Source organism: Dawidia soli (assembly GCF_018598185.1).
GTDB lineage: Bacteria > Bacteroidota > Bacteroidia > Cytophagales > Cyclobacteriaceae > Ohtaekwangia > Ohtaekwangia soli.
Genome location: NZ_JAHESC010000060.1, coordinates 1 through 21,801, shown reverse-complemented (window position 1 = coordinate 21,801; position 21,801 = coordinate 1). Strand labels below are relative to the sequence as shown.

General features: G+C 54.1%; 20 protein-coding genes. 10 read left to right on the top strand and 10 right to left on the bottom strand.

Annotation, left to right across the window (positions count from 1 at the left end; all coding sequences use genetic code 11):
- Window positions 1–13: 13 nt before the first annotated feature.
- Window positions 14–433 carry a hypothetical protein gene (locus tag KK078_RS27125; RefSeq protein WP_254093484.1) on the top strand — a complete coding sequence of 140 codons (420 nt, stop codon included), beginning with the start codon at window positions 14–16 and terminating at the stop codon, window positions 431–433.
- 428 nt (window positions 434–861) lie between these two features.
- Window positions 862–1,515, top strand: coding sequence for an alpha/beta hydrolase (locus KK078_RS27120; RefSeq protein WP_254093483.1), 654 nt, complete (start codon window positions 862–864; stop codon window positions 1,513–1,515).
- 6 nt (window positions 1,516–1,521) lie between these two features.
- On the opposite strand, the gene KK078_RS27115 is transcribed toward KK078_RS27120, so the two are convergent.
- The 4 genes from KK078_RS27115 to KK078_RS27100 form a co-directional block, all read right to left on the bottom strand.
- Window positions 1,522–2,277, bottom strand: coding sequence for an SDR family NAD(P)-dependent oxidoreductase (locus tag KK078_RS27115; protein WP_254093482.1), 756 nt, complete (start codon window positions 2,275–2,277; stop codon window positions 1,522–1,524).
- Between the two features lie 14 nt (window positions 2,278–2,291).
- A complete protein-coding gene (porT, locus tag KK078_RS27110) occupies window positions 2,292–3,044 on the bottom strand; it encodes a type IX secretion/gliding motility protein PorT/SprT (RefSeq protein ID WP_449508541.1) in 753 nt (250 codons plus the stop codon).
- Complete coding sequence (ubiE, locus tag KK078_RS27105; protein WP_254093480.1) at window positions 2,993–3,715, bottom strand: bifunctional demethylmenaquinone methyltransferase/2-methoxy-6-polyprenyl-1,4-benzoquinol methylase UbiE; 723 nt, start codon at window positions 3,713–3,715, stop codon at window positions 2,993–2,995. The genes porT and ubiE overlap by 52 nt, the downstream gene beginning before the upstream one ends.
- A gap of 62 nt (window positions 3,716–3,777) precedes the next feature.
- Window positions 3,778–5,868 (bottom strand): OmpA family protein, encoded by a 2,091-nt coding sequence (locus KK078_RS27100; RefSeq protein ID WP_254093479.1) that lies wholly within the window; start codon window positions 5,866–5,868, stop codon window positions 3,778–3,780.
- 247 nt (window positions 5,869–6,115) lie between these two features.
- Between KK078_RS27100 and yihA the strand changes: the two genes are divergently transcribed.
- Together yihA and KK078_RS27090 are read left to right on the top strand one after the other, a co-directional pair.
- Entirely contained in the window at window positions 6,116–6,733 is a 618-nt protein-coding gene (gene yihA / locus KK078_RS27095) for a ribosome biogenesis GTP-binding protein YihA/YsxC (protein WP_254093478.1), read from the top strand.
- A gap of 78 nt (window positions 6,734–6,811) precedes the next feature.
- Window positions 6,812–7,243, top strand: a complete 432-nt coding sequence (locus KK078_RS27090) for a DUF5606 family protein (protein ID WP_254093477.1) — start codon at window positions 6,812–6,814, stop codon at window positions 7,241–7,243.
- On the opposite strand, the gene fbp is transcribed toward KK078_RS27090, so the two are convergent.
- The gene (fbp, locus tag KK078_RS27085; RefSeq protein ID WP_254093476.1) at window positions 7,240–8,271 is read right to left on the bottom strand and encodes a class 1 fructose-bisphosphatase; all 1,032 of its coding nucleotides are present in this window, start codon (window positions 8,269–8,271) and stop codon (window positions 7,240–7,242) included. The two genes, KK078_RS27090 and fbp, sit on opposite strands and share 4 nt — an antisense overlap.
- Before the next feature lie 51 nt (window positions 8,272–8,322).
- On the opposite strand from fbp, the gene KK078_RS27080 reads away from it, so the two are divergent.
- On the top strand, window positions 8,323–9,564 hold the full coding sequence (locus KK078_RS27080; RefSeq protein WP_254093475.1) for an aspartate kinase: 1,242 nt from the start codon (window positions 8,323–8,325) through the stop codon (window positions 9,562–9,564).
- A gap of 291 nt (window positions 9,565–9,855) precedes the next feature.
- Here the strand turns inward: KK078_RS27080 and KK078_RS27075 are convergent, their stop codons facing one another.
- On the bottom strand, window positions 9,856–10,338 hold the full coding sequence (locus tag KK078_RS27075) for a low molecular weight protein-tyrosine-phosphatase (protein ID WP_254093474.1): 483 nt from the start codon (window positions 10,336–10,338) through the stop codon (window positions 9,856–9,858).
- Between the two features lie 237 nt (window positions 10,339–10,575).
- On the opposite strand from KK078_RS27075, the gene KK078_RS27070 reads away from it, so the two are divergent.
- Window positions 10,576–11,349 carry an enoyl-CoA hydratase-related protein gene (locus tag KK078_RS27070; RefSeq protein ID WP_254093473.1) on the top strand — a complete coding sequence of 258 codons (774 nt, stop codon included), beginning with the start codon at window positions 10,576–10,578 and terminating at the stop codon, window positions 11,347–11,349.
- 5 nt (window positions 11,350–11,354) lie between these two features.
- On the opposite strand, the gene KK078_RS27065 is transcribed toward KK078_RS27070, so the two are convergent.
- Window positions 11,355–12,368 carry a DUF4421 domain-containing protein gene (locus tag KK078_RS27065; protein ID WP_254093472.1) on the bottom strand — a complete coding sequence of 338 codons (1,014 nt, stop codon included), beginning with the start codon at window positions 12,366–12,368 and terminating at the stop codon, window positions 11,355–11,357.
- Between the two features lie 167 nt (window positions 12,369–12,535).
- Here KK078_RS27065 and KK078_RS27060 point away from each other — a divergent pair, with 167 nt between their 5' ends.
- Entirely contained in the window at window positions 12,536–13,444 is a 909-nt protein-coding gene (locus tag KK078_RS27060) for a LytR/AlgR family response regulator transcription factor (protein ID WP_254093471.1), read from the top strand.
- A 146-nt stretch (window positions 13,445–13,590) separates the two neighbouring features.
- Window positions 13,591–15,996 carry a TonB-dependent receptor gene (locus KK078_RS27055; protein ID WP_254093470.1) on the top strand — a complete coding sequence of 802 codons (2,406 nt, stop codon included), beginning with the start codon at window positions 13,591–13,593 and terminating at the stop codon, window positions 15,994–15,996.
- Between the two features lie 106 nt (window positions 15,997–16,102).
- Here the strand turns inward: KK078_RS27055 and KK078_RS27050 are convergent, their stop codons facing one another.
- From KK078_RS27050 to KK078_RS27040, 3 genes are all read right to left on the bottom strand, one after another.
- On the bottom strand, window positions 16,103–16,930 hold the full coding sequence (locus KK078_RS27050; RefSeq protein WP_254093469.1) for a TerC family protein: 828 nt from the start codon (window positions 16,928–16,930) through the stop codon (window positions 16,103–16,105).
- A gap of 163 nt (window positions 16,931–17,093) precedes the next feature.
- Entirely contained in the window at window positions 17,094–18,182 is a 1,089-nt protein-coding gene (locus KK078_RS27045; protein WP_254093468.1) for an MBL fold metallo-hydrolase, read from the bottom strand.
- Window positions 18,183–18,310: 128 nt separating this feature from the next.
- Complete coding sequence (locus tag KK078_RS27040) at window positions 18,311–19,330, bottom strand: DUF6588 family protein (RefSeq protein WP_254093467.1); 1,020 nt, start codon at window positions 19,328–19,330, stop codon at window positions 18,311–18,313.
- 187 nt (window positions 19,331–19,517) lie between these two features.
- Here KK078_RS27040 and KK078_RS27035 point away from each other — a divergent pair, with 187 nt between their 5' ends.
- The gene (locus KK078_RS27035) at window positions 19,518–20,768 is read left to right on the top strand and encodes a 3-deoxy-D-manno-octulosonic acid transferase (protein ID WP_254093466.1); all 1,251 of its coding nucleotides are present in this window, start codon (window positions 19,518–19,520) and stop codon (window positions 20,766–20,768) included.
- Window positions 20,765–21,694 (top strand): ribosome small subunit-dependent GTPase A, encoded by a 930-nt coding sequence (rsgA, locus tag KK078_RS27030; protein ID WP_254093465.1) that lies wholly within the window; start codon window positions 20,765–20,767, stop codon window positions 21,692–21,694. Before KK078_RS27035 ends, rsgA begins: the two co-directional genes overlap by 4 nt.
- The last annotated feature ends 107 nt before the right edge of the window (window positions 21,695–21,801 follow it).

Below are 21,801 nucleotides of genomic sequence, written 5' to 3'. Positions count from 1 at the left end.
ATACAGGCGTCCTATGAAAAAGTTAATGTTTATTGTTCTATCCGTTTTCGTTCTGAGCACATTGGAAGTTATCGGACAGTGCAACTCGGAAGCCCTGAGCAACCAGTGTATTCCCAAACTGGCCGAAGGATTTAACTTTCTGAAAAGCTATAAGATCGAAAAAGGAGGAAAGGATTTCGTGGAGTATTCATATGTGTTCACCAAAGGCACACAATATATGATCAACATCTGCGCTTCGGCCCAGCCCACAGACGGCATCGTGGTAAGCCTTTTCGACTCTAACCGGAACAAAGTAGCTACCAGCAAGATCAACGGTCAGTTCGTGTCGGCCATTGCCTATCCGTGCAACACCACCGGCATCTACTACATCCAGTATACCTTCGACGGTTCGACAACATACTGCGGCGGCAGCGCCCTCGGCTTCAAACGCTGATCGCAACACCCCCGAAAGAATAACAACAAAAAGGCCTTCCCACGGAAGGCTTTTTTATTTCTAATTGAATTAAGCTTTATCGGTATAGTAGGGGCGTAGCCCCTACATATAATGCGCATCTGGCGCGAGGTACTGTCATAAGATCCAAGTAGTGGATTAATAATTTCGTGTTATGATATTCGGCACAGAAAAGTTTGGGTCATAGGGGCGAAGCCCCTATATACATTAGTATCTGGCGCGAGTCTTCCGACCAACGGGAGGGCGACTCGTGCCCAGCACCATTCGTGCAAGAATGGAGGGCGGTCTCCCGACCCCGACCGCCCCACAAATTGTTTTCGAGCCGCACAGGCAACAGCCATCACCAGCCACCGCACCTCGCACAAAGTCAAACACCAGCCCGGCAGCATTTATTCGTATCTTCGTCAAATATGCAGCACGAAGTCACCTTCACCACCCGCGCCCGCTACCAAAAGCTCGGCACCATCACCGGGCACACAAAGCACGTATGGTTCGTCCTGCACGGCTACGGCCAGCTCGCCCAGTACTTTGCCCGTAAATTCCGCACCCTCGAAGACGCCGGCATCTGCGTTGTCGCCCCCGAAGCCCTCTCGCGCTTTTATCTGGAAGACGTCACCACGCGCATGCAGAGCGGCAACAACCGTGTAGGTGCCACATGGATGACCCGCGAAAACCGGCAGATGGACATCGATAATTACATACACTATCTGAATGCCGTATACCAGCACGAGATCCCGCTGTCCCATCCGTTGCAAGTAACCATCCTCGGCTTCTCGCAAGGCGCCGCGACGGCCACACGCTGGGCCATCAATGGCCATATTCCGTTTCACCGGCTCATCCTCTGGGCAGGGATCTTTCCGCCCGATATGGACCTCGAAACAGGACGCGAAGTATTAAAAGACAAAGAAGTTGTATTGGTACACGGCACATCTGATCCGTTCCTGACAGACGAACGATTTGCCGAGATGGAAACGCTCTCGGCCAGGCTGAACGTCACCCCCAACCGCCTGACCTTCGACGGAGGCCACGACATCCACGAAGGCACACTGGCCCAGCTTCTCTAACAACACTTATCCGCGCTTCACCTGCGTGCTGCTCGCCTGCGCCGTGGGGAAAACCGTAATATCCGCCAGCACCACATGCGGCGGCGCTTGCAATACATATAGAATGATGTCGGCAATGTCTGTCCCTTTCAGTGGCGTCATGCCTTGATAGGGCGCAGAAGCCTTTGTTTCATCGCCCTTAAAGCGCACAAGCGAAAACTCCGTTTCCACAAGTCCCGGATTGATGGACGTCACTTTTATACCGTAGGCATTCAAGTCCATCCGCATGCCGCGGGTCAACGCATCGACGGCAAACTTGCTGGCGCAGTATACATTGCCGTTGGGGTATACTTCCTTCCCCGCAATAGAGCCCAGGTTGATGATGTGCCCCGACTGCCGGCCCGTCATGACCGGAAGCACCTCTTTCGATACATACAGAAGTCCCTTTACGTTGATATCGATCATCGCATCCCAATCCGCCAGGCTTCCGGTTTGTATCGGGTCGAGACCATGCGCATTGCCCGCATTGTTGATCAATACATCGATGGCGCGCCACTCCGCCGGCAGCGATGCGATCGCACGCTGTACGTCCGCATGCTCGCGCACATCAAACGACAGCGTCGTTACCCGGGTGTGCGCCGTCAGCTCCTGCTGCAAGACATCCAACCGCTCGCGGCGGCGACCGCATAGAATGAGTTCAAAGTTGTGGGCGGCCAGCAACCGGGCCGTGGCCTCGCCGATGCCGGATGTCGCACCCGTGATCAGGGCTATTCTTTTCTGCATACGCAAAGACTAAACTATTGGAACAGGAAGTATACCGTAACGGTATTCGTCGTTATACTTTTCAACGGCTGCCCGTAAATATTGTTTTTATTGTCGAGGATGTTGAACAGACCATGAGAGAAACGGATCTCCGGCGAGAACTTGAACAACGGGTAATACAGGTCGAATCCAAAACCACCCTCCAGGCTCAGGTTGCTGCCGGTGATCTCCAGCGACTCACCGTTTTTACCGTTTTTCTTACCCGACGCTTCGATCGCAGGTGTGACACCCCCGATCATATACATGCGGATGTTCCCACGCCGTTGGGATTTATATTTCAGCAACAGCGGAAACTCCACCATGGTACTTTCCAGCAGCAAGTCTTCCCGCGGGGTCTTGTCGGTATAAAGATAACTTACCTTGTTCTCATAAAACCCCACTTTGGGCGTAAGCCGCACATCCACCTGGTCATCCAGACGATAGTTGACAATAAACCCCAGCGAGAACCCACCCGACCAGGCACCGATAACAGAGTGCACGGAGTCGAACTGCTGGCTGACAAACGGGTCGGAATATTTTAACTTGAACGCCGAGCTATGGATCCCGATGAGAAAGCCATAGGTAAGCTTACGGTTGTCGTAGTTAGGATTGTTGCGCGGTGCCCAGCGGGCCCGCTTTCCCATCGTCGTTTGTGCTGCAGCACCGCCCCACAAAAACAGTAGGCAAAGGACAACACCTACTTTGTGCCTGTGTATATAGAACTTATTCCAAATGTGAGAGATCTGCATTGTGTCTGTTTAAAACCGACCGTGGTTAAGATGCGAACAAAGTCCTCTCCATCCGGAAAAGCCGCTACAGACTCAGGCAGGTAAGTATAGGCGGACTTGTCGCTCGAAACCAGGCTTCCTATTTTAGGCAAAACGAACCGAAAGTAAAAATGGTATACCTGCTTGAACGGAAATTTACGCGGGCGCGAGAATTCCAGCACCACGATCCGGCCGTTTGGCCGTAATACGCGGTGGATCTCCTGTAAACCCCGTTCCAGATTCTCAAAGTTGCGTACACCAAACGCCACGGTCACGGCATCGAACGAAGCATCCTCAAACGGCAGGTTTTCAGAGTCACCGCTCAGCAGCGTGATCTTCTGGTCCAGCTTGCGCTCGCGCAGTTTTTTGCGCCCAACTTCCAGCATGCCTTCGGAAATGTCGACACCCGTGATCTTTTCGGGATTGAGGCTCAGCGCCTGGATGGCAAAGTCGCCCGTACCGGTGGCCACGTCGAGGATGTGACGGGGCTTTTGGGCCTTTAGCAGATTGACAGCCTTGCGGCGCCATCCACGGTCAATGCCCATGCTGAGAAAATGATTCAAAAAGTCATACCGGTGGCTGATGTTGTCAAACATCCTGGCCACCTGCTCCTTTTTGCCGGTGTTTTGTTCTTTATATGGAACGACTGTCATAGCGGTGATCCCCGCCGCGAAGGTAGGGGGTTTTAAGGGAATCACAGCGCGCCGTCAGGCGCTTATTTCAGCACCGTAAACTCGACGCGGCGGTTCAGCTCACGCCCCTCCTCCTCGTCGTCGTTGCTGGCCAGCGGCCTGGACTTACCATATCCCGTGGCTTTGATGCGACGTGCGTCAACGCCTTTTTTGGTCAGATAGTCTTTTACCGCCTCCGCGCGCTTGCGTGACAGGAACAGGTTGTAAGCTTTGGTACCGACAGCGTCCGCATGCCCGCCTATTTCAATCTGCATATCAGGGTTCGACCGCATCATCGCCTCGAGCTTGTTCAGCTCGGTATACGATTCGGTCTGGAACGTAGCTTTGTCGAAATCAAAATACAGGTTCCGCAGAATAGACGTCGCGCCGATGCTGATCTTGCGCAGCTCGATCGTGCGGCCCACCGTCTTTTCGTCGGTAGAAGCACCCGCGATGCGCACATTCTGGTTCACGAAGATGTAACCGTCGGCATCCACCGACAAACGATAGTCCTTCGGTTGCTGGCTCTTCACCGAGAAGGTATACACACCGTTGCCATTGTTGGTCAGCGGAACGATCACGTTGTCTTTCGCACCCACCAGTTTTACTTTCGCGTTCACCGGTGTTTTGCTGTCTGAATCAACGATCGTCACCTCGTACTTCAGCGGAATAGTCTCCTTCTTCACCGGCGCTACTTTCGGCTCGGTCTTAACAGGCTCCGTTTTTACCGGCTCCTTCGTCGGTTGTTTGGTGGCATCTGTCTTCGTCGGATCGTTCACCGGCGGTGTCACCGGCTCCACCGTAGTGGGCTCTTTTGTCTGATCGTTGCGCGCCACCGTCACCGGGTCAGGCGTAGGCTCTTTGATCGGATCGGGCTCTTTGACCGGGGTCGGCGTTGTCTTTGACGCCAGGTTCTTCAGACCATCGGGAATGGTGATCATATAGATATCGAGGTAGCCCATGCCATCCTCCCGCACAGAAGAATAGTACGCACGCTTGCCGTCTTTCGACGCCACAAAGAATACGTCGTCGTCCGGTGTGTTGATCGGGTAGCCCAGGTTTTCAGGTTCGCTCCACTCGTTCGAAGCCGGGTCGAACGTCGCACGGAAAACGTCAAAGCCGCCCATGCCTCTGCGGCCGCGGCTACTGAAATACAGCGTGGTCCCATCGTAGTCGATGAACGGACCGTCGTCATCGACCTCCGTATTGATCTTCGGACCGAGGTTCTTCACATTCGACCAGGCACCCTTGCTGTCTTTGGTCGCACGGTATATATCCAGGCCACCGTAACCACCGGGGCGGTTACTGGAAAAATATAATGTCTTTTCATCGGCAGACATCGAGATCGACTTTTCTTCAAAGCTCGAGTTGATGATCCCCGGCAACGGCGCGGGCGGGCTCCATACACCGTTCGTGCGCTCGCTGAAGTAGATGTCGCCACCGCCGTCATCCTTAAAAATGAACAGCGTATTACCATCGGCCGAAAGCGAAAGGTTAGAGTCATGATACGGCGTGTTCACAGGCTCACCGATGTTTTTAGCAAACGACCACTTGCCGTCCTTTTTAGTAGAAAAGAAAATATCTTCCCACGGTTTGTTATCGTCAAACACGTTTTGGTTCAAGTTGTCATCGCGGCGGCGCGTCGTAAACACCACCTCGTCCTCCGTCTCGTTAAACACCGGAGCATAATCTTCAAATTCGGAGTTGATCTCCCGGCCAATGTTGACGATCGAAAAATTCTGCGGGTTCGATACGAACTGCTTACCATTCTGACATTCATAAATAGCCCGGTCGACAACCGCCAGATCTATTTTGTCCTTGCCCTGATAGTTGGACTTCTTGCTGAGCTTGTCTTTATACAGGTTGTAGTAATAAATGGCCATGTCGAAGTTCTCGCCATACTGGTAGCTTCGGCCGATCAGGTACTCGATGTCGAACCGGTACGCCGGATCCTGCCGCATGACACGCTTGAGATACTTCACCGCCAGGTCTTTGCCGATGGTTAAAAGCTGTAAGCGGCCGGCTTCAAAGTTCGCTTTGATAAAGGTAGTATCCAGGTCGGCAGCCGTAACCATCAGGCCACGGGCATCGTCGATCGCTTTTGTTTCAGCAATCATGCCCTCTGCAACTTCCATATACTCCCGTGCTGTCTCCTTAGGATCTTGTTGACTAAAACCGGGGATAAAAAGCACCAATAAAAAAGCTAAAAAAATCAGTACACTGCGGATACTGGACATCGCTAAAAAATTTTTGACCTTAAAGGTATGATAAAAATGTACCCCAAGATACTAAAAAGTGGGGATTTTAAACAGAAAACATAGATCATAAACTACACGGTTCTTACATTATTAGTATTTTGCCCTTCAATTATTACTTTAACAGATGAAGATTACTTCCGCCGAGTTTATTTCCAGTTATGCCGATCTCCGCAAATGCCCCGCCCCCGATAAGCCCGAGTTTGCTTTTATAGGCCGCTCAAACGTAGGAAAGTCTTCTCTTATCAACGCATTGACCCAGCAGAAAAAGCTCGCCAAGATCTCCGCCACACCCGGTAAAACCCAAACAATCAATCACTTCCTGATCAACGAGTCCTGGTACCTGGTCGACTTGCCCGGCTACGGATATGCCAGCGTAAGCAAAAGCACCCGCGAAGGTTTCGGCCGCATGATCGAAGATTACGTAGGCAAGCGCGAGAACATTTCGTGTTTATTTGTGCTGATAGACTCCCGGCTCGAACCGCAAAAGATCGATCTGAGCTTCATCAATTGGGCGGGTAGCAAGGGGGTGCCCCTGGCCATTATCTTTACAAAAGCCGACAAGCTGGGTAAAAATGACCTCAGCAAAAACATTCGCCGGTTCGAAAAGGCACTGCTGGAAGAATGGGATGAAACGCCCCCCCTATTGGTGACCTCCGCCGAAACCAAATTGGGTCGCGAAGATGTGCTCACCTTTATCGACGAAGCCATTCAGCGAACACCGGAAGAGACGCCGGAAGCATAGCACGCAAAGCTTTTTGCACAGCCTGGGACTTTTCAATCCTTTCCTTAGCTTTGCCGCTTAGACTCTGAAAACTCCCGTATGACTTTAGCCGAACTAGCGACCATCTCCGGAAAAGGAGGATTGTTTAAAGTAGTAGCCCCGACCAAATCTGGCGTCATCCTCGAATCCCTGGACGAAGCCAGGACCAAGCTGGTCGCTACCGCCAACCACCGCCTGTCCCTGCTTAATGAGATCTCGATCTATACCACCACAAAAGAAGGTACCGTAGCATTGGAAGGTGTATTGAAAAAGATCCATGCAGAATACGGCGCCGACCCGGGCGTAGACGGCAACGCCGACAGCACAGAGCTCAAAGCTTTCCTCAAATCCGTACTGCCGGAATTTGATGAAAGCCGCGTCTACGTTTCGGACATCAAGAAGCTCGTCAAGTGGTACGAGCTGATCCAGAAGTTTGCCCCGGAAATTCTGACCGCCGCCGAAACAAGCACTGAAGAAAAAGCAGCATCCTAAGACGCGCTTTCCAGTTCGCCCGCTTTCTCTACCATGTTGAGCGACCCGACGTAAAAGGCCGTACGCTGGTGCAACGTCGCCGGCGTGAGGTCGAGTATCCGCTCGTGTCCATTCGTGGCGGCACCACCGGCCTGCTCGGCAATGAACGCGAGCGCATTGCACTCGTATATCAGCCGCAACTTGCCCTTCGGATCTTTGGCTGTCGCCGGATAAATGTAGATACCACCCTTCAACAGGTTGCGATGAAAGTCCGCCACCAGCGAGCCGATATAGCGCGCCGTATAGCGCTGATCTTTACAATACTGGATATAGGCCTTCATCGGCGCTGAAAACGAATTGGCAGACCCCTCGTTCACCGAGTATATTTTCCCATCCACGGGCATGCGCATGTCGGGATGCGATAAGAAATATTCACCGAGCGTAGGCTCATACGTAAAGCCATTCACACCATGGCCTGTCGTATAGACCAGCATCGTCGAGGAACCATACAGCACATACCCCGCCGCCACCTGCTCGCTGCCCGGTTGCAAAATATCTTCTTCCTGGATCGGCGTCCCCACCGGGCTCTTACGCCGGTAAATAGAAAAGATAGTACCGATCGAAACGTTCACGTCGATGTTGGAAGAGCCGTCGAGCGGGTCGATGGCAATAACATACTTGCCGTCGTTGTTGAGGTCTACAAAGGTATCCAGCTCTTCCGACACCAGCGCGGAGGCTTCTCCCCCTTTGGTCAGCGCCCGCGTAAAACGGATGTTGGCCAGCACATCAAGCTTCTGCTGGTCGTCGCCGGCCAGGTTTTGCGAACCGACTGCCCCCATGATGTCGATAAGACCCGCTTTGTTCACCTCGCGGTTTACAACTTTAGAGGCCAGGGCGATATCCCGCAACAATTGCGAAAGCTCCCCGCTGGCGTAGGCAAACTGGTCCTGGTTGTTTTTGATGAACCGGTCGAGGGTCGTGCCGATCGGAACTGCAATTCTTGAAGATTCAATGCTTGGTGTGTTAGCATTATTAAATGATCTTTGCATGCCTTTATTTTTACGGTAAAGGTAATTACGCAAACGATTTAGTTAATCAGAATGGAGGTTTTTAAATTTGGCGGGGCATCCTTAAAAGATGCTGCCGGCATCCGCAACGTCGCGAAGATCATCGGCTCCAAAGCAGCCAGCAACCTGCTGGTAGTGGTCTCGGCCATGGGCAAAACAACCAATGCCCTCGAACGGGCCGTGGCCCTGGCGCAAAAGAACCAGGACGCGTCACCCGAGCTCGCCCCCCTGCACGATTACCACCTCCAGGTAATGCGCGACCTCTTCCCCGACAACCATCCGGCATACGCCGCCGTCGACGACCTCTTCGACACGCTCCGCAAAGAGCTGAGCAGCCCCGGTGAATACGACCAGGTATACGATCAGGTAGTATCCGGCGGTGAGCTGATCTCCTCGGTCATCGTACACCACTACCTCCTCAGCCAGTCTATCCCGACACATTGGCTAGACGCCCGCACGTGCATTGCCACCGACCGCACCTTCCGCGAAGGCAAGATCGACTGGACCCGGACCGAAGGCAACATCGCCGGCCTTCCACCCATCCTGGCCGACCACGTCATCATCACCCAGGGCTTCATAGGCCGCTCCACCGACGGGCTCACGCTGACACTGGGCCGCGAAGGCTCAGACTTCTCTGCCGCCATCTTCGCCTCTTGCCTGCGCGCCGCCGCCGTCACCATCTGGAAAGATGTACCCGGCGTCATGAACGCCGACCCCAAGCGCCTGCCCGCCGCCGTCGTGTTTGAAGAGCTGCCCTTCCAGGAAGCTGCCGAGATGACCTACTACGGCGCCAACGTCATTCACCCCAAGACCATCAAGCCCCTGGCAAACGCCAACATACCCCTGCTGGTAAAGAATTTTACAGACCCTTCCCTGCCCGGCACCCGCATCCACGCCTGCAAGATCGATAACCTCCCCCCGCTGATCGTATTTAAAGAAAATCAGTGCCTGGTATCGTGCCGCGTAACAGATTATACATTCGTCAACGAACAACAGCTCAGCCTGATCTTTAACGCGCTCTCCGACCTCGACCTGCGTGTAAACGTAATGCAGAACTCCGCCATCTCCTTCTCCTTCTGCCTCGACTTCCGCGAGAACAAGATCATGAGCCTGATCCGCAAGCTGCAACAACAATTCGAAGTATTTTATAACACGGGCCTGACATTGATCACCGTAAAGAACTACGACAAGCAAACATTCGATACCTATCGCAACAGGTCCAACGTGCTGCTGGAACAATCGTCACGCTCCACCCTGCAAGTATTGGTGCGTTGATCACGCCGCGCCGCCGGCGGCTGGCCACGGCTGGGGCCAGTCTCCGGCCGCCCTCGTCCCAGGGCGTAGCCAACCCGCACTAGCTACGACCAGCCGTTCCACGTTGGAGAGAGGGGTGTGGGGGGAGGATAATGCTGCTAGGTTTAGCCCCGATCAACTTCGATCTGAATATGAATTGAGATGGGTCTGTTATAGCCCTACAGGGCTATAACAATTGTATTTCAATACTATTTTAATGCTATTTCAATACTATGATATATCCGAAGTATTCCACCTGTTAGATCCGCAAAACTACTTCGCCAGGTCCTTTTCCAGCTCCCGGATAAACACATCCATCGACCGGTCCAGGATATCAAAGACCTCCTGAAACCCCGCTTCGCCGCCGTAATACGGGTCCGGCACCTCGTGCCCCTTCCCGTGCGGATCAAAATTGCGCATCAGCTGCACCTTGGCCTCATGGCCCTTTGAACCCTCCACACGCAGAATGTTCTGGTGGTTGCTGTTGTCCATCGCCAGGATATAGTCATAATCCCCAAAGTCGGCATTGCACAATTGCCGCCCTGCGTGGCTGATCGTGACGCCGTTTTTCAACGCATTGGCAATGGTGCGGTGATCCGGCGAATCGCCAATGTGATAATTAGCGGTGCCGCAGGAATCAGCCTCCACGTGTTGCTCCAGCGATGTTCCTTTGATCTTGTGCTTGAAAATGGCCTCGGCCAGGGGTGAGCGGCAGATATTGCCTAAGCAAACAAACAATACTTTTTTACGTTTCATCGTGCTATTTCGTGGCCACACCGACATACAGAGGCCGGTCGATGTAAAAATAATGCACAAGGGGTTACAAAAGGCTCGCATGTGGTATTTATATATGCATAGCACACTTTTAGTACTGCCTTTTGGTTTGAAAAGCCCGCCCTCAAAAGTGGGCTTTTCTCTTTTTGTGTTAATTTCCTTCCCGGTTCGTCCGTAACCCGGTTTAACACCGCAAACGCCGCAAAAAACCAAACCCGTATGGAATTCATCCAAGTCCAGTCCCAATATGCTCCCGCCGTTGCCCTGATCCGTCTGCAGCGCCCCAAAGAGCTCAATGCCCTGAATTTACAACTCATGCAGGAATTACGCGACGGCCTCCAGCAATTGGATCGCGACGAGGCCGTACGCGCCATTGTACTCACCGGCAACGACCAGGCCTTTGCTGCCGGCGCCGACATTCGCCAGATGGCCGACAAGACCGCCGTCGACATGCTCATCACCGATCAGTTCAGCACCTGGGACCAGATCCGCAAAACACACAAGCCGCTGATCGCCGCCGTATCCGGCTTTGCGCTGGGCGGCGGCTGCGAGCTGGCCATGACATGCGATATGATTATTGCGTCAGAGACCGCGCGCTTTGGCCAACCCGAGATCAAAATTGGCGTCATGCCCGGCGCCGGTGGTACGCAACGCCTCACCAAAGCCATCGGCAAAGCCAAGGCCATGGAGCTGGTGCTCACCGGCCGGTTCCTGTCGGCAGAAGAAGCATTGTTCTATCGATTGGTGAACAAAGTAGTACCCGTGGAAATGTACTTACAGGAAGCCGTAAAGCTGGCCAGTGAGATTGCAACAATGGCCCCCGTGGCGGCACGGCTGGCAAAGGAAGCCGTCAACCGCTCCTTTGAAACACACCTCGACGAAGGCCTGCATTTCGAACGCAAGAACTTCTACCTCACGTTTGCCTCTGAAGATCAGAAGGAAGGCATGCAAGCCTTCATCGAAAAGCGCGCACCCTCCTATCGGGGAAAGTAAGACGGTTATTTGATCACCTCCTTTAACACCTTCCGCGTCTTACGGTTCGGCAGGAATCGATACACCGCGTTGAAGCGGAAATTACCCGTGTTCAATGAGCTGGCTATCGCATCACGGTTGGACGAGATCCGCGCGATCTGATGCACGAACGTAAAGCTTAGCGCCCACTTGTCAGAATTATACCCCGCAAAAAGACGCGCCAGCGAATTGGGGCTGAACGATTCCGAATGCTCGATGCCCTCATCGGTATAGATCAGATTTTTGCCGTAGTCAAGGCTGACATTGGACGAGGCCGTAGCGAAGAAATGTTTTTTAAACACGAACGTGTACGCATAGCCGATACTCGGCCCCGTTTCAACAAAGCTGACACGATCGATGGCGTGGATCCCCGTCGCATCGTTTATCGGCGAGGGTATAAAACTGCTATCGGCTTTGCCGCGCCCCACAAAGATCTCCCATCCCAACAAAAAAGAGCCGGCCGACCGCTTCTGCCATTCGTTCTGCAGGAATGATGCGCGGTACGAAAACCGGCGGTGGTTGAATAAGTAAAGTCCCGAAGCACCCACCATCTGCACCAGCATGTCGGGGCGCTGGTAGTATGTGCCGTCTTCTTTGCGCAGCGATTCATTGTTCAGGTAAAAGCCCCGGTAGAATTGCCCGAAGAGGTCGATGACGATCTTGCGGCCATAGTTGTGCACTTGCAGGTCCAGGTAGCGGGTCTTTCCACGGTTGCCGGTAGGGTTCAGGAACGGAAAGCCGTAGGCCAGGTTCAGTGTCGCCCACTTGTACGTGGCCCCGATGCCCATGTTCAGCGTGGTGTTGGGCCGGTAGCGCAGGCGCACTCCGTCATCCAGTGACCGGAGGTCGAACGAGGTGTACTTGCGTGAGAAATAATAGCGACCGGTGATGTACCGCTCGTACGACACGTAATAGGTCGGGTCATTTTCGGTCTGGGTGGTCTGAGCGCTTGCCCCCAGGAGGCTGAGCAGAAAGAATAGCAGAAGGAATCGTGTTTTCAAGCGCAGGGGGTGTTATCGGGGCCGGTGGCACCCGTAAAAAAACCGTTCCTCCCGCGATAGTTATTCACCCCAAAACAACGTTTTTCACAACAATTCACCATTCACCTCAACCTTTGCGGGGCCATTGACGATTAAATACTTTACCTTCAAACCACAATCCTCCGGCTATGGTATCGCTGCAGCAACTCAACGCCCCCTGCCCTTATTACCTCAACGACGACCGGAAGAACACGGTCCTCACCTTCGGCATCACACTCTTGTTGATAGCGACCATGGTCGCCTCCGATCCCGCGTGCAGACAGGGCGGACCGAAGGTGCTGATCATCGGCTCGGTGGTGTTCCTGGTACTCTTCAGCCACATCGTATTATTGCCCAAACTTTTACCGGCACCCTTTGACACCCTCCAGTGGACGCTCGGCAAGTACCTGGCGTTTACGGCCTGGCAGCTTATTCTATGCGGACCGGCCATTGCCATTGTCAAACATGTACTGCACCTGCACCATGAGCCCATCGGCCTGGGAGAGGCAATACTTGCCACGTACCCGCGCATTGTTACATACGGCATCATCCCCGTCGGCGCCGGCACCATGATCCTTCGTACATATGCCTTAAAAGAGAACCTGCGCAACGCCATCCAGGCCAATCAGGAGCTGGAACGCATCCGTACGCTGAAAGAAGAGAGAAAAGAAGAAACGACGCAGGACACGGAATCCCACCGCATCACCATTTCATCGGACACACGCGAGACACTCACCTTGAATCTTCCCGACCTGTTGTACGTAGAGGCCGATGACAACTACTCCACTATTGTGTGGAAGAATGGCAAGGGAGTGGAGAAGAAGATCTTGCGCATCAACCTCAAGAACATGGAAGCGCAGCTCAATAATTCGTTTGCACTGCGTTGCCACCGCTCGTTTATCGTAAATATCTACGCCATCGATCACATCAGCGGCAACACCAACGGCTACAAGCTCAGCATACGCGACACCGACTTCTCTGTGCCCGTATCGCGGTCCAAAGGCAAGGAAGTGATCGGCAAGCTCAAGCAGTTGCGCGATATGATCGAGCTGTATTAATACCAGAACGGCTTACCATTCACCCCACACGTTGTTACTGGCGACGTAATCCACTCCATTCACGCCATACCGGCGCTGCGGCATACGTTATCGTGCATCATTTTCGTCTAAGAAGGCACGATAACTAATCCCCCGTAAGCGCTTCTATGAAACCAACCAAGCTATCAATTCTCATCCTGCTGACCGTCGTGTGCACCGGCCTGACATTTTCGCTGGCGGCACAGTCCACCCAAACGATTCGTGGAAAGATCTCCGACGGTGTGAGCAACACACCGCTGATCGGTGTGAGTGTAACCGTAGTCACGACCGATCAACGATCCTTTGGCGCCGTCACGGACGCCAACGGCCAGTTTCGCATCGACAAAGTACCGGTGGGCCGCCACACGGTACGCATTACCTATATCGGGTATGAAGAGCAGTCCATTCCCAACACCATCGTCACCGCCGGCAAGGAAGTGATCCTGAACGCAGCACTGACCGAGAGCGTAAGCCAGTTAAACGAGATCGTCATCACCGGTACATCGCGCGAAGACAAGACCGCCACCAACAACGACATGGCCATTGTCAGCGCAAGGTCCTTTAACGTCGATGATACCAAACGTTACGCCGGTGCCATCGGCGACCCCTCGCGCATGGCAGCCAACTTTGCCGGTGTGGTCGGCGGCAACGATTCGCGCAACGATATTGTCGTCCGCGGCAATTCCCCGACCGGCATGCTGTGGCAGCTCGAAGGATTGAACATTCCCAACCCCAATCATTTCGGTGCACTCGTATCGACCGGTGGCCCGGTCAGCATGCTGAACAACAACAACCTCGACAAGTCTGATTTTATGACCGGCGCCTTTACAGCCCAGTATGGCAACGCCACCGCCGGTGTATTCGATCTCCGCCTGCGCGATGGCAACAACGAAAAACACGAATTCCTGGGACAGATCGGTTTCAACGGCTTTGAAGTGGGCGCCGAAGGACCGATCGGCAAGAATGGCGCTTCCTATATAGCGAACTATCGCTATTCAACGCTGGGTGTATTTCAATCATTGGGTATCGAGTTTGGTACCGGCTCCAGCACGCCCCTCTACCAGGACCTGAACTTTAAAGTCACCCTGCCCACGCGCAACGGCGGCAAGTGGTCCATCTTTGGTCTCGGTGGCGTCAGCGAGATCGACCTGCTCGGCAGTGAAGCGGACCTCGACGGCGACGCCGATCTGTATGGCAGTGAGAACACCGATTCCTATCCGCGTTACCGCACCGGCATCGCCGGCGTCAGCTACGAAAAGAGCCTGACCGAGCGCACCTATATACGCTTCACCGCCGGCGCCAGCGCCACACACGAAAAATTTACCGCCGACTCACTCGTGCGAAATACCGGGAACGAAGTCAGCCAACGGTACCTGCGCGCGCAAGCCGATATGAATACACAAAAATATTCCTTCAACGTACTGACACGCACAAAGATCAACGCCCGCAACAGCATCGTGTCGGGCTTCTACATCGACGCCCAGCAGTTCGACTTGTTCATGCGCAACGTATACGCCAACCTGGGCCGCGACACCGTGCGCATGAACGCCCGCGACAACGCCACCCTGTACCAGGCCTACAGCAACTGGAAACACCGTTTCGGCACCAACCTGTCGATGAACCTCGGCGTACACGCCCAATATTACTCGCTCAACGAGCAAGCCGCCGTCGAGCCGCGCGCAAGCGTACAATACATCATCAACCCACGCCACACCGTCAGCCTGGGATATGGCCTGCACAACCAGGCGCAGAACATCACAACCAGCGTTACACAAACCCGCACACCGTCGGGCGAAGTGATGCTCACGAACAAAGACCTGGACTTTACCACCAGTCAACACCTGGTGCTCACCTACGATTGGAATGTAACCGAGCACCTCCGTGTTAAAGCGGAGGGCTACTATCAATCCCTGCGCAACGTACCGGTCGAGCGCAAGGCGAGCTCCTATTCGGCAATCAATGCCGGCATGAGCTTCGCGGCAGAGGAAGAAGACAGCCTTGTCAACAACGGCACGGGCCACAACTACGGTGTGGAGCTTACGATCGAGCGATTCTTCCATCGCAACTATTATTTTCTGTTCACGACATCGTTGTTCGACTCCAAATATGAAGGCAGTGACGGCATAGAACGCAACACCGCCTTCAACACCGGCTACGTCGTAAACGCACTGGCAGGCAAAGAGTGGCGCGTGGGCAAGAACAAGAACTTCTTCTCGCTCAACCTCAAGCTGACGGCCATCGGCGGCAAGTATCTCATACCGATCAACTTCGAAAAATCACAACAAATGGGCCGCACCATATACCGTCCCGAGGCAGCGTACAGCGAACAACAAGATCCCTACTTTCGCACGGACCTGCGCCTTTCCTACCGCAAGGAATACACACGCAGCACGTTGGAGATCTCGTTGGACCTTCAAAACCTGACCAACAACAAAAACATTTTCGATCAAAGCTATAACCCGCGCACAAACGCCATCGTGACGCAGTACCAACAGTCGTTTTTCCCCGTGCCGTTCATACGGTATACATTCTAAGACCAGGACACGATAAGAAGGGATCGCGAGAGGGGGGTCGCCTGTATGGCGACCGGGTTTGATAGGCCAGGGCATCTTCGTTTAGCGGCGAAGGCCCTGGTATTTTTTAAACAGTGTCATCCGCCTCCACATCCTCCTGCGCAAACTTCTCGCTCCATCCCTTGCGGATCGTATTCTGCGCCGTCACCTTAGGAAGCGTCACCTCTTCGCGCAGCGACACAGGCGCCGGCGTGGTCTTCTTCCGGATCTTCATATTCAGAAACTCGATCCCCAGCGCGAAAGCCATGGCAAAGTATATATACCCACGCGGCACATGTACGTGCAGTCCTTCTACTACCAGCAACGTACCGATCATGATCAGGAAGGCCAGCGCCAGCAGCTTCATGGTCGGATGCTTGTTGATAAAGTCGCTGATGATGCGGGAGAAGAAAAGCATGATACCGAGTGAGATCACCACGGCAATGATGATGATCAGCACATTCTCCACCAAACCGATGGCGGTCAGGATCGAGTCCAGTGAAAAGATGAGGTCGATGAGAATGATCTGTACAACGGCGCTGCGGAACGTGATCACCTTATTCTTAGCAGACGACGTCGCCGTTCCCTCCAGCTTGCCGTGAATTTCGGAAACGCTCTTGCCGATCAGAAACAATCCACCGGCGAACAGGATCAGGTCGCGATAGCTTAGCGCAAACGCGCCGAGCGTCAGCACCGGCTTCTGTAAGCCGATCAACCAGCTCACCCCCAACAGCAGCGCGATGCGCGCGATCAAAGCAAGCCCTATACCGATCAAGCGGGCCCTCCCCTGTTGCTCGATCGGCAGCTTACCCGTGAGAATGGAGATGAAGACGACGTTGTCGATCCCCAGTACGATTTCCAGGAATGTAAGCGTCACAAGGCTGACAAGCCCCTCAGCAGTGAAAAGATGTTCCATGGGCAAAAAGTGTTATCTCTCCCACGTAAAAGATCAAGCCCACTCCACTACCGGCAATGCTGTACCACAAAAAGAAACGTTTACTGTTTTTGAGAAAGATACTCCACACCGCAGTTTCTGGCGCCGCGTATAGTGGCGGTCTCCCGACCGCCTTTACCTACAACTACTCCCACCACGTATCTGTGGGATATCCGCCACCCACAACAATCACCTCCCCGACCTTCGGCGTAGCAATCGCCATTCCCTCCTCAGCAGCCTTCTTCGTCACACGCTGAATAGGCTCGTTCCACGGATGCAGCGCCAGTCTGAACTTGGCCCAATGTACCGGCATCAATACCTTCGTCTGCAGGTCCTTTGCCGCCTGCACCGTCTCCTCCGGCATCATGTGTATAAACGGCCACTGCTTATCATACTGCCCCGACTCCAGCAACGCCAGGTCGAACGGTCCGAACGTATCGCCGATGTTCTTAAACGAAGGATCATACCCCGAGTCGCCGCCCACAAAGATCTTATGCGTGGCCGTCTTCAACACAAACGACGACCACAGCGTCTTGTTCCGTACAAAGCCTCTACCGGAGAAGTGGCGCGCAGGCGTGGCCGTCAATTCAATCCCCGGCAGGGCATTTGCCTGTTCCCACCAGTCGAGCTCATGGATCTTGCTTTCGGGCACGCCCCAATATGCCAGGTGGCTGCCTACGCCCAGCGAGGTGTAGATGGCGTGGGTGCGGGTGTGTATCTTTTTGATCGTGCTGTAGTCGAGGTGATCATAGTGATCGTGTGTGATGATCAGCAGGTCGATGTCGGGAAAGTCGTCGGCGCTATAGATCCCGGTGCCAGCAAATTGTTCGGAACCTGCGTACTGCACCGGCGATGCGCGTTTGCTGAAGACCGGGTCGACCAGGATATTCTTGCCGTCGATGCGCAGGAAGTATGACGAGTGTCCGAACCAAACGATCACCGGCTCCCGGCCACCGAGGGCGCGCAGGTCGGTCTTGACGGCGGGCAGCACGTGGTCAGGCTCGCGCAACGGGTCGGTCGCGAAGAAAAACTTCCGGAGCATGTCCGGATACGAAACATCGTCGGCCATCATGGCGGTGGGCAGTATGTTTTCAAAATGCCCGTTCTTGTAGTGCGGCGAGCGCTCGATCCGGGCCAGCCGCTCCCCCGACGGCAGCTTGCCAAACGACGGTTGTTGCATAAAAAGAAATACAGCAACCGCCAGGGCCACCACAATAAAGAACGCGATCATCATAATCTTCCGAAAAAGTTTCATACCCCTAAGTCGCTCGCAGCGAAGGTTTATTGTACCCGGGACCGGTGTAAAAATAGAAAGGCAATGCCCGAATCGACATTGCCTTTCCAAAACGGTGTCGGTAACGATTACCGCACGTTGATACCAAACCCTACCGTAAGGGCATTGTACTTCTGCACCGTGTAGTCAGCATGCAGGGTGATAACGGCCAGCTTCAGGCGGAAACCGGCTGTGGCACGGGGGCCGGAAGTTTTGAAGTCGATGTTGATCGGGTTGATCTCGCGCAGGTTCGGTTCGTAGGTACCGTTGTCGTTCAGGTCCCACTTGCCTTTGATGCCGATGTTGGACTTTACGATGTTGTAACCCAGACCACCGTACAGTGTCACCACCGAAAACTTCTTGGAGATCACGCCCTGGATAGTCGTAGCGTTCATCACCATTTCGGCCATCGGATTTTCCGTCTGGATCTCATCCGGTGTATAAGCATACTGCAGCTTCAGGTGCGTATAACCTACAAATGCCGACAGGTCGAACGGAATAACTTTAAAGCCCGGCAGCCATTGTTTGATGTCGTGCATCACGCCGATACCGAACATGTTGGCGCTACCGTCGTCGCCCAGGTCGATCTCGGGCATAAAGCGAAGCTTCAGGTCTGTATTCTTCGGAAGGCCGATCCCCAGGTGCACCATCGGGGTGGGTACCCAGTTCTTGCCGATCTCTTCTTTCAGGTCAAGGCCTTCAGGACCTTCGAAGGTCTCACCGCTGCCCTTGACACGGTATATGGGCGACTCGCCGGGACCGATAAGGGTAGGCGCCTCGTTGGGGTGACCCGTTACGCCTTCTTGCAATTCTATGTTGTTCAGGCCCGACACGCTATAGAACATTTCCTTATCAGGAATGCGCATGGCGCTCACCGTGATCGTCAGGTCGATGCCGATCAGCTTGTGAGGCTTGGCCGTGTTGTACCAGCCCGAGTTCAGGCCCAACGCAAAGCTCTTCATAAACGGGGCAATGTAGCCGCCGACAAGCTTCTCGCCGTCTTCCGCGTTTTCGCGGATCAGTTTGTCAATGTCGTCCTGGGCATACGTAGTGGTTGTCGCGGTGAACGCCAACACACCCGCCAATGCCGCCAATCGTAAAAATTTCATGATGGTTAAGGTGTTTTTAATTAGGAGTTTGAACAGTGCACATTCATTCGAAATTACCCCATTAGGTAAACTCCCTGAAAACCAGCATGTAAAAAAATGAAGAAGATCGTGCTACATGTAAGGTTTTAACACAAATCGTACACAACAACACGTACAGAATCAGGCTTCGTGTTAATTTTGCGTGGACATGATTGTACTGTATAATCTGGCGATTTTCCTGCTGGGCGTAGGGGCACGCGTTGCGGCGCTTTTTCACCCCAAAGCCAAGGCCTTTGCCAAAGGGCGGAAACGGATCTTTCACGAACTGGCAATACGCTTTGAGCGCCGGCAGGGATTCCTGGTGTGGGTACACTGCGCCTCGCTCGGTGAGTTCGAGCAGGGACGCCCCCTCATGGAAGCGCTGAAAGAACGTTTCCCCGATGTACGCATACTGCTGACATTTTTCTCACCCTCGGGCTATGAGGTACGCAAGCATTACGACAAAGCTGACTATGTATGTTATATGCCCCTGGACACCGCCGCGAATGCACGTCGTTTCGTATCGCTGGTTAAACCTGACCTGGCCATCTTTGTCAAATATGAATTCTGGCACCATTTTGCACGCACGCTGCACAAAAATAATATCCCGTTATTATCGGTGTCGGCCATCTTCCGCCAGGATCAATTGTTCTTTCAATCCTACGGGGGCTTTTACCGGAACATCCTGAAATACTTCTCCGTCTTTTTTGTGCAAAACGACGAATCGGTACGGCTGCTTCACAGCATCGGCATCGACCCGGTAAAGCGCGCCGGCGATACCCGGTTCGACCGTGTATACCAGGTCGTGCAACAAGCCGAAGAGATCGCCACCGCCAAAAGATTCAAGGCCGATCAAAAGGTATTGGTCGTAGGCAGTTCATGGACCGAAGACCTCGACGTGCTCATCCCCTTCATCAATGAAGACCGGCTCAAGTTTATCATCGCACCGCACGAGATCCATGAGGCGTCGCTGGTGAACCTGGAGCGCGCGTTGCAAGTGCGTTCGGTACGGTATTCACAGGCCGCCCAGACGCCCGACCTGGAAGAAGCGCGGGTATTGATCATCGACAACGTCGGCATGCTATCACGCTTGTATCGCTATGGGGAGTTCGCCTATGTAGGCGGCGCCTTTGGCAAAGGCCTCCACAACATCCTCGAAGCGGCTTGTTATGGCGTGCCGATCTTCTTCGGCAACCGTAACTATGAAAAATTCCAGGAGGCGGTAGACCTCATCAACCGCGGCGGCGCGTTTGAAGTGTCCGATTACCCCGACTTCAAGGCCAAGTACGAAATGCTCAACATCCCCGAGAACTTCCTGCTGGCCTGCGAAGTGACGCGGCAATACGTCGAAGAGAACCTCGGCGCTACCCGCATGATCATCGATTACGTCGTCACCACTTCCGAGATCCGTCCCGCATGACCACCCAGCGGCTCAACGGCACCGTCATGCGCTCAACCGGCTCGTTCTACGACGTGCTCGCACCCAACGGCCGGCACTATACGTGCCGCGTGCGGGGCAAGATCCGCCTGGAAGGCATCAAAGAAACAAACCCCGTCGCCGTGGGCGACCATGTGGCCTTCGATCTCGAGCACGAGACCGGCTCCATCACCGAAATACTACCGCGTACCAACCACATCCTGCGACAATCGGTTAAGAAGACAGGCCACTCCCACGTGCTGGCGGCCAACGTAGACCAGGCGTTGCTGGTGGTAACGCTGGCCATGCCGCGCACATCCCTGGGGTTTATCGACCGCTTCCTGGTCAGCGCCGAGGCGTTTCGCATACCGCAGGTAATAGTCTTTAACAAGAAAGACCTGCTCCAACCGGAAGACCTCGAGCTGATACAGCACCTGGTGACATTATACACCTCGCTGGGCGTAACATGCTTCTCATTGTCCGCACGCGAAGAATCGGCCGATCCTGTACGGCAGGTACTGCAGGACAAGGTCACCCTGATCGCCGGCCACTCGGGGGTAGGTAAATCTACGTTGCTGAACAAGCTGGCACCACACATCGAACAGACCGTAGGCGATATATCATCATTTTCAGAGAAAGGCACGCATACGACGACATTTGCCGAAATGTTCCAGCTCGACGACCGCACCTTTGTGATCGACACCCCCGGCGTGAAAGAATGGGGCCTTGTCGACATTCAACAACAGGAACTTTCAGACTATTTCCCCGAAATGCGCGACCGCCGCTTAGACTGTAAGTTCGGCGCGCGCTGCATCCATGTAAACGAGCCGAAGTGCGCCGTAATAGACGCGGTACAAACAGGCACCATCGCCCCCACCCGCTACCAGAATTACCTCAGCATGCTCCTCGGCGAAGACAACCGAAAATAACATACGCTGAGCCACGGCGACCGGCGCCTGACAACTGGCGCCCCGGTTATCCCCCAGCGTTTGCCGAGGCGCGTCTCCCCAGCGCCGGAGGGCCGCCGGGCCCGGCC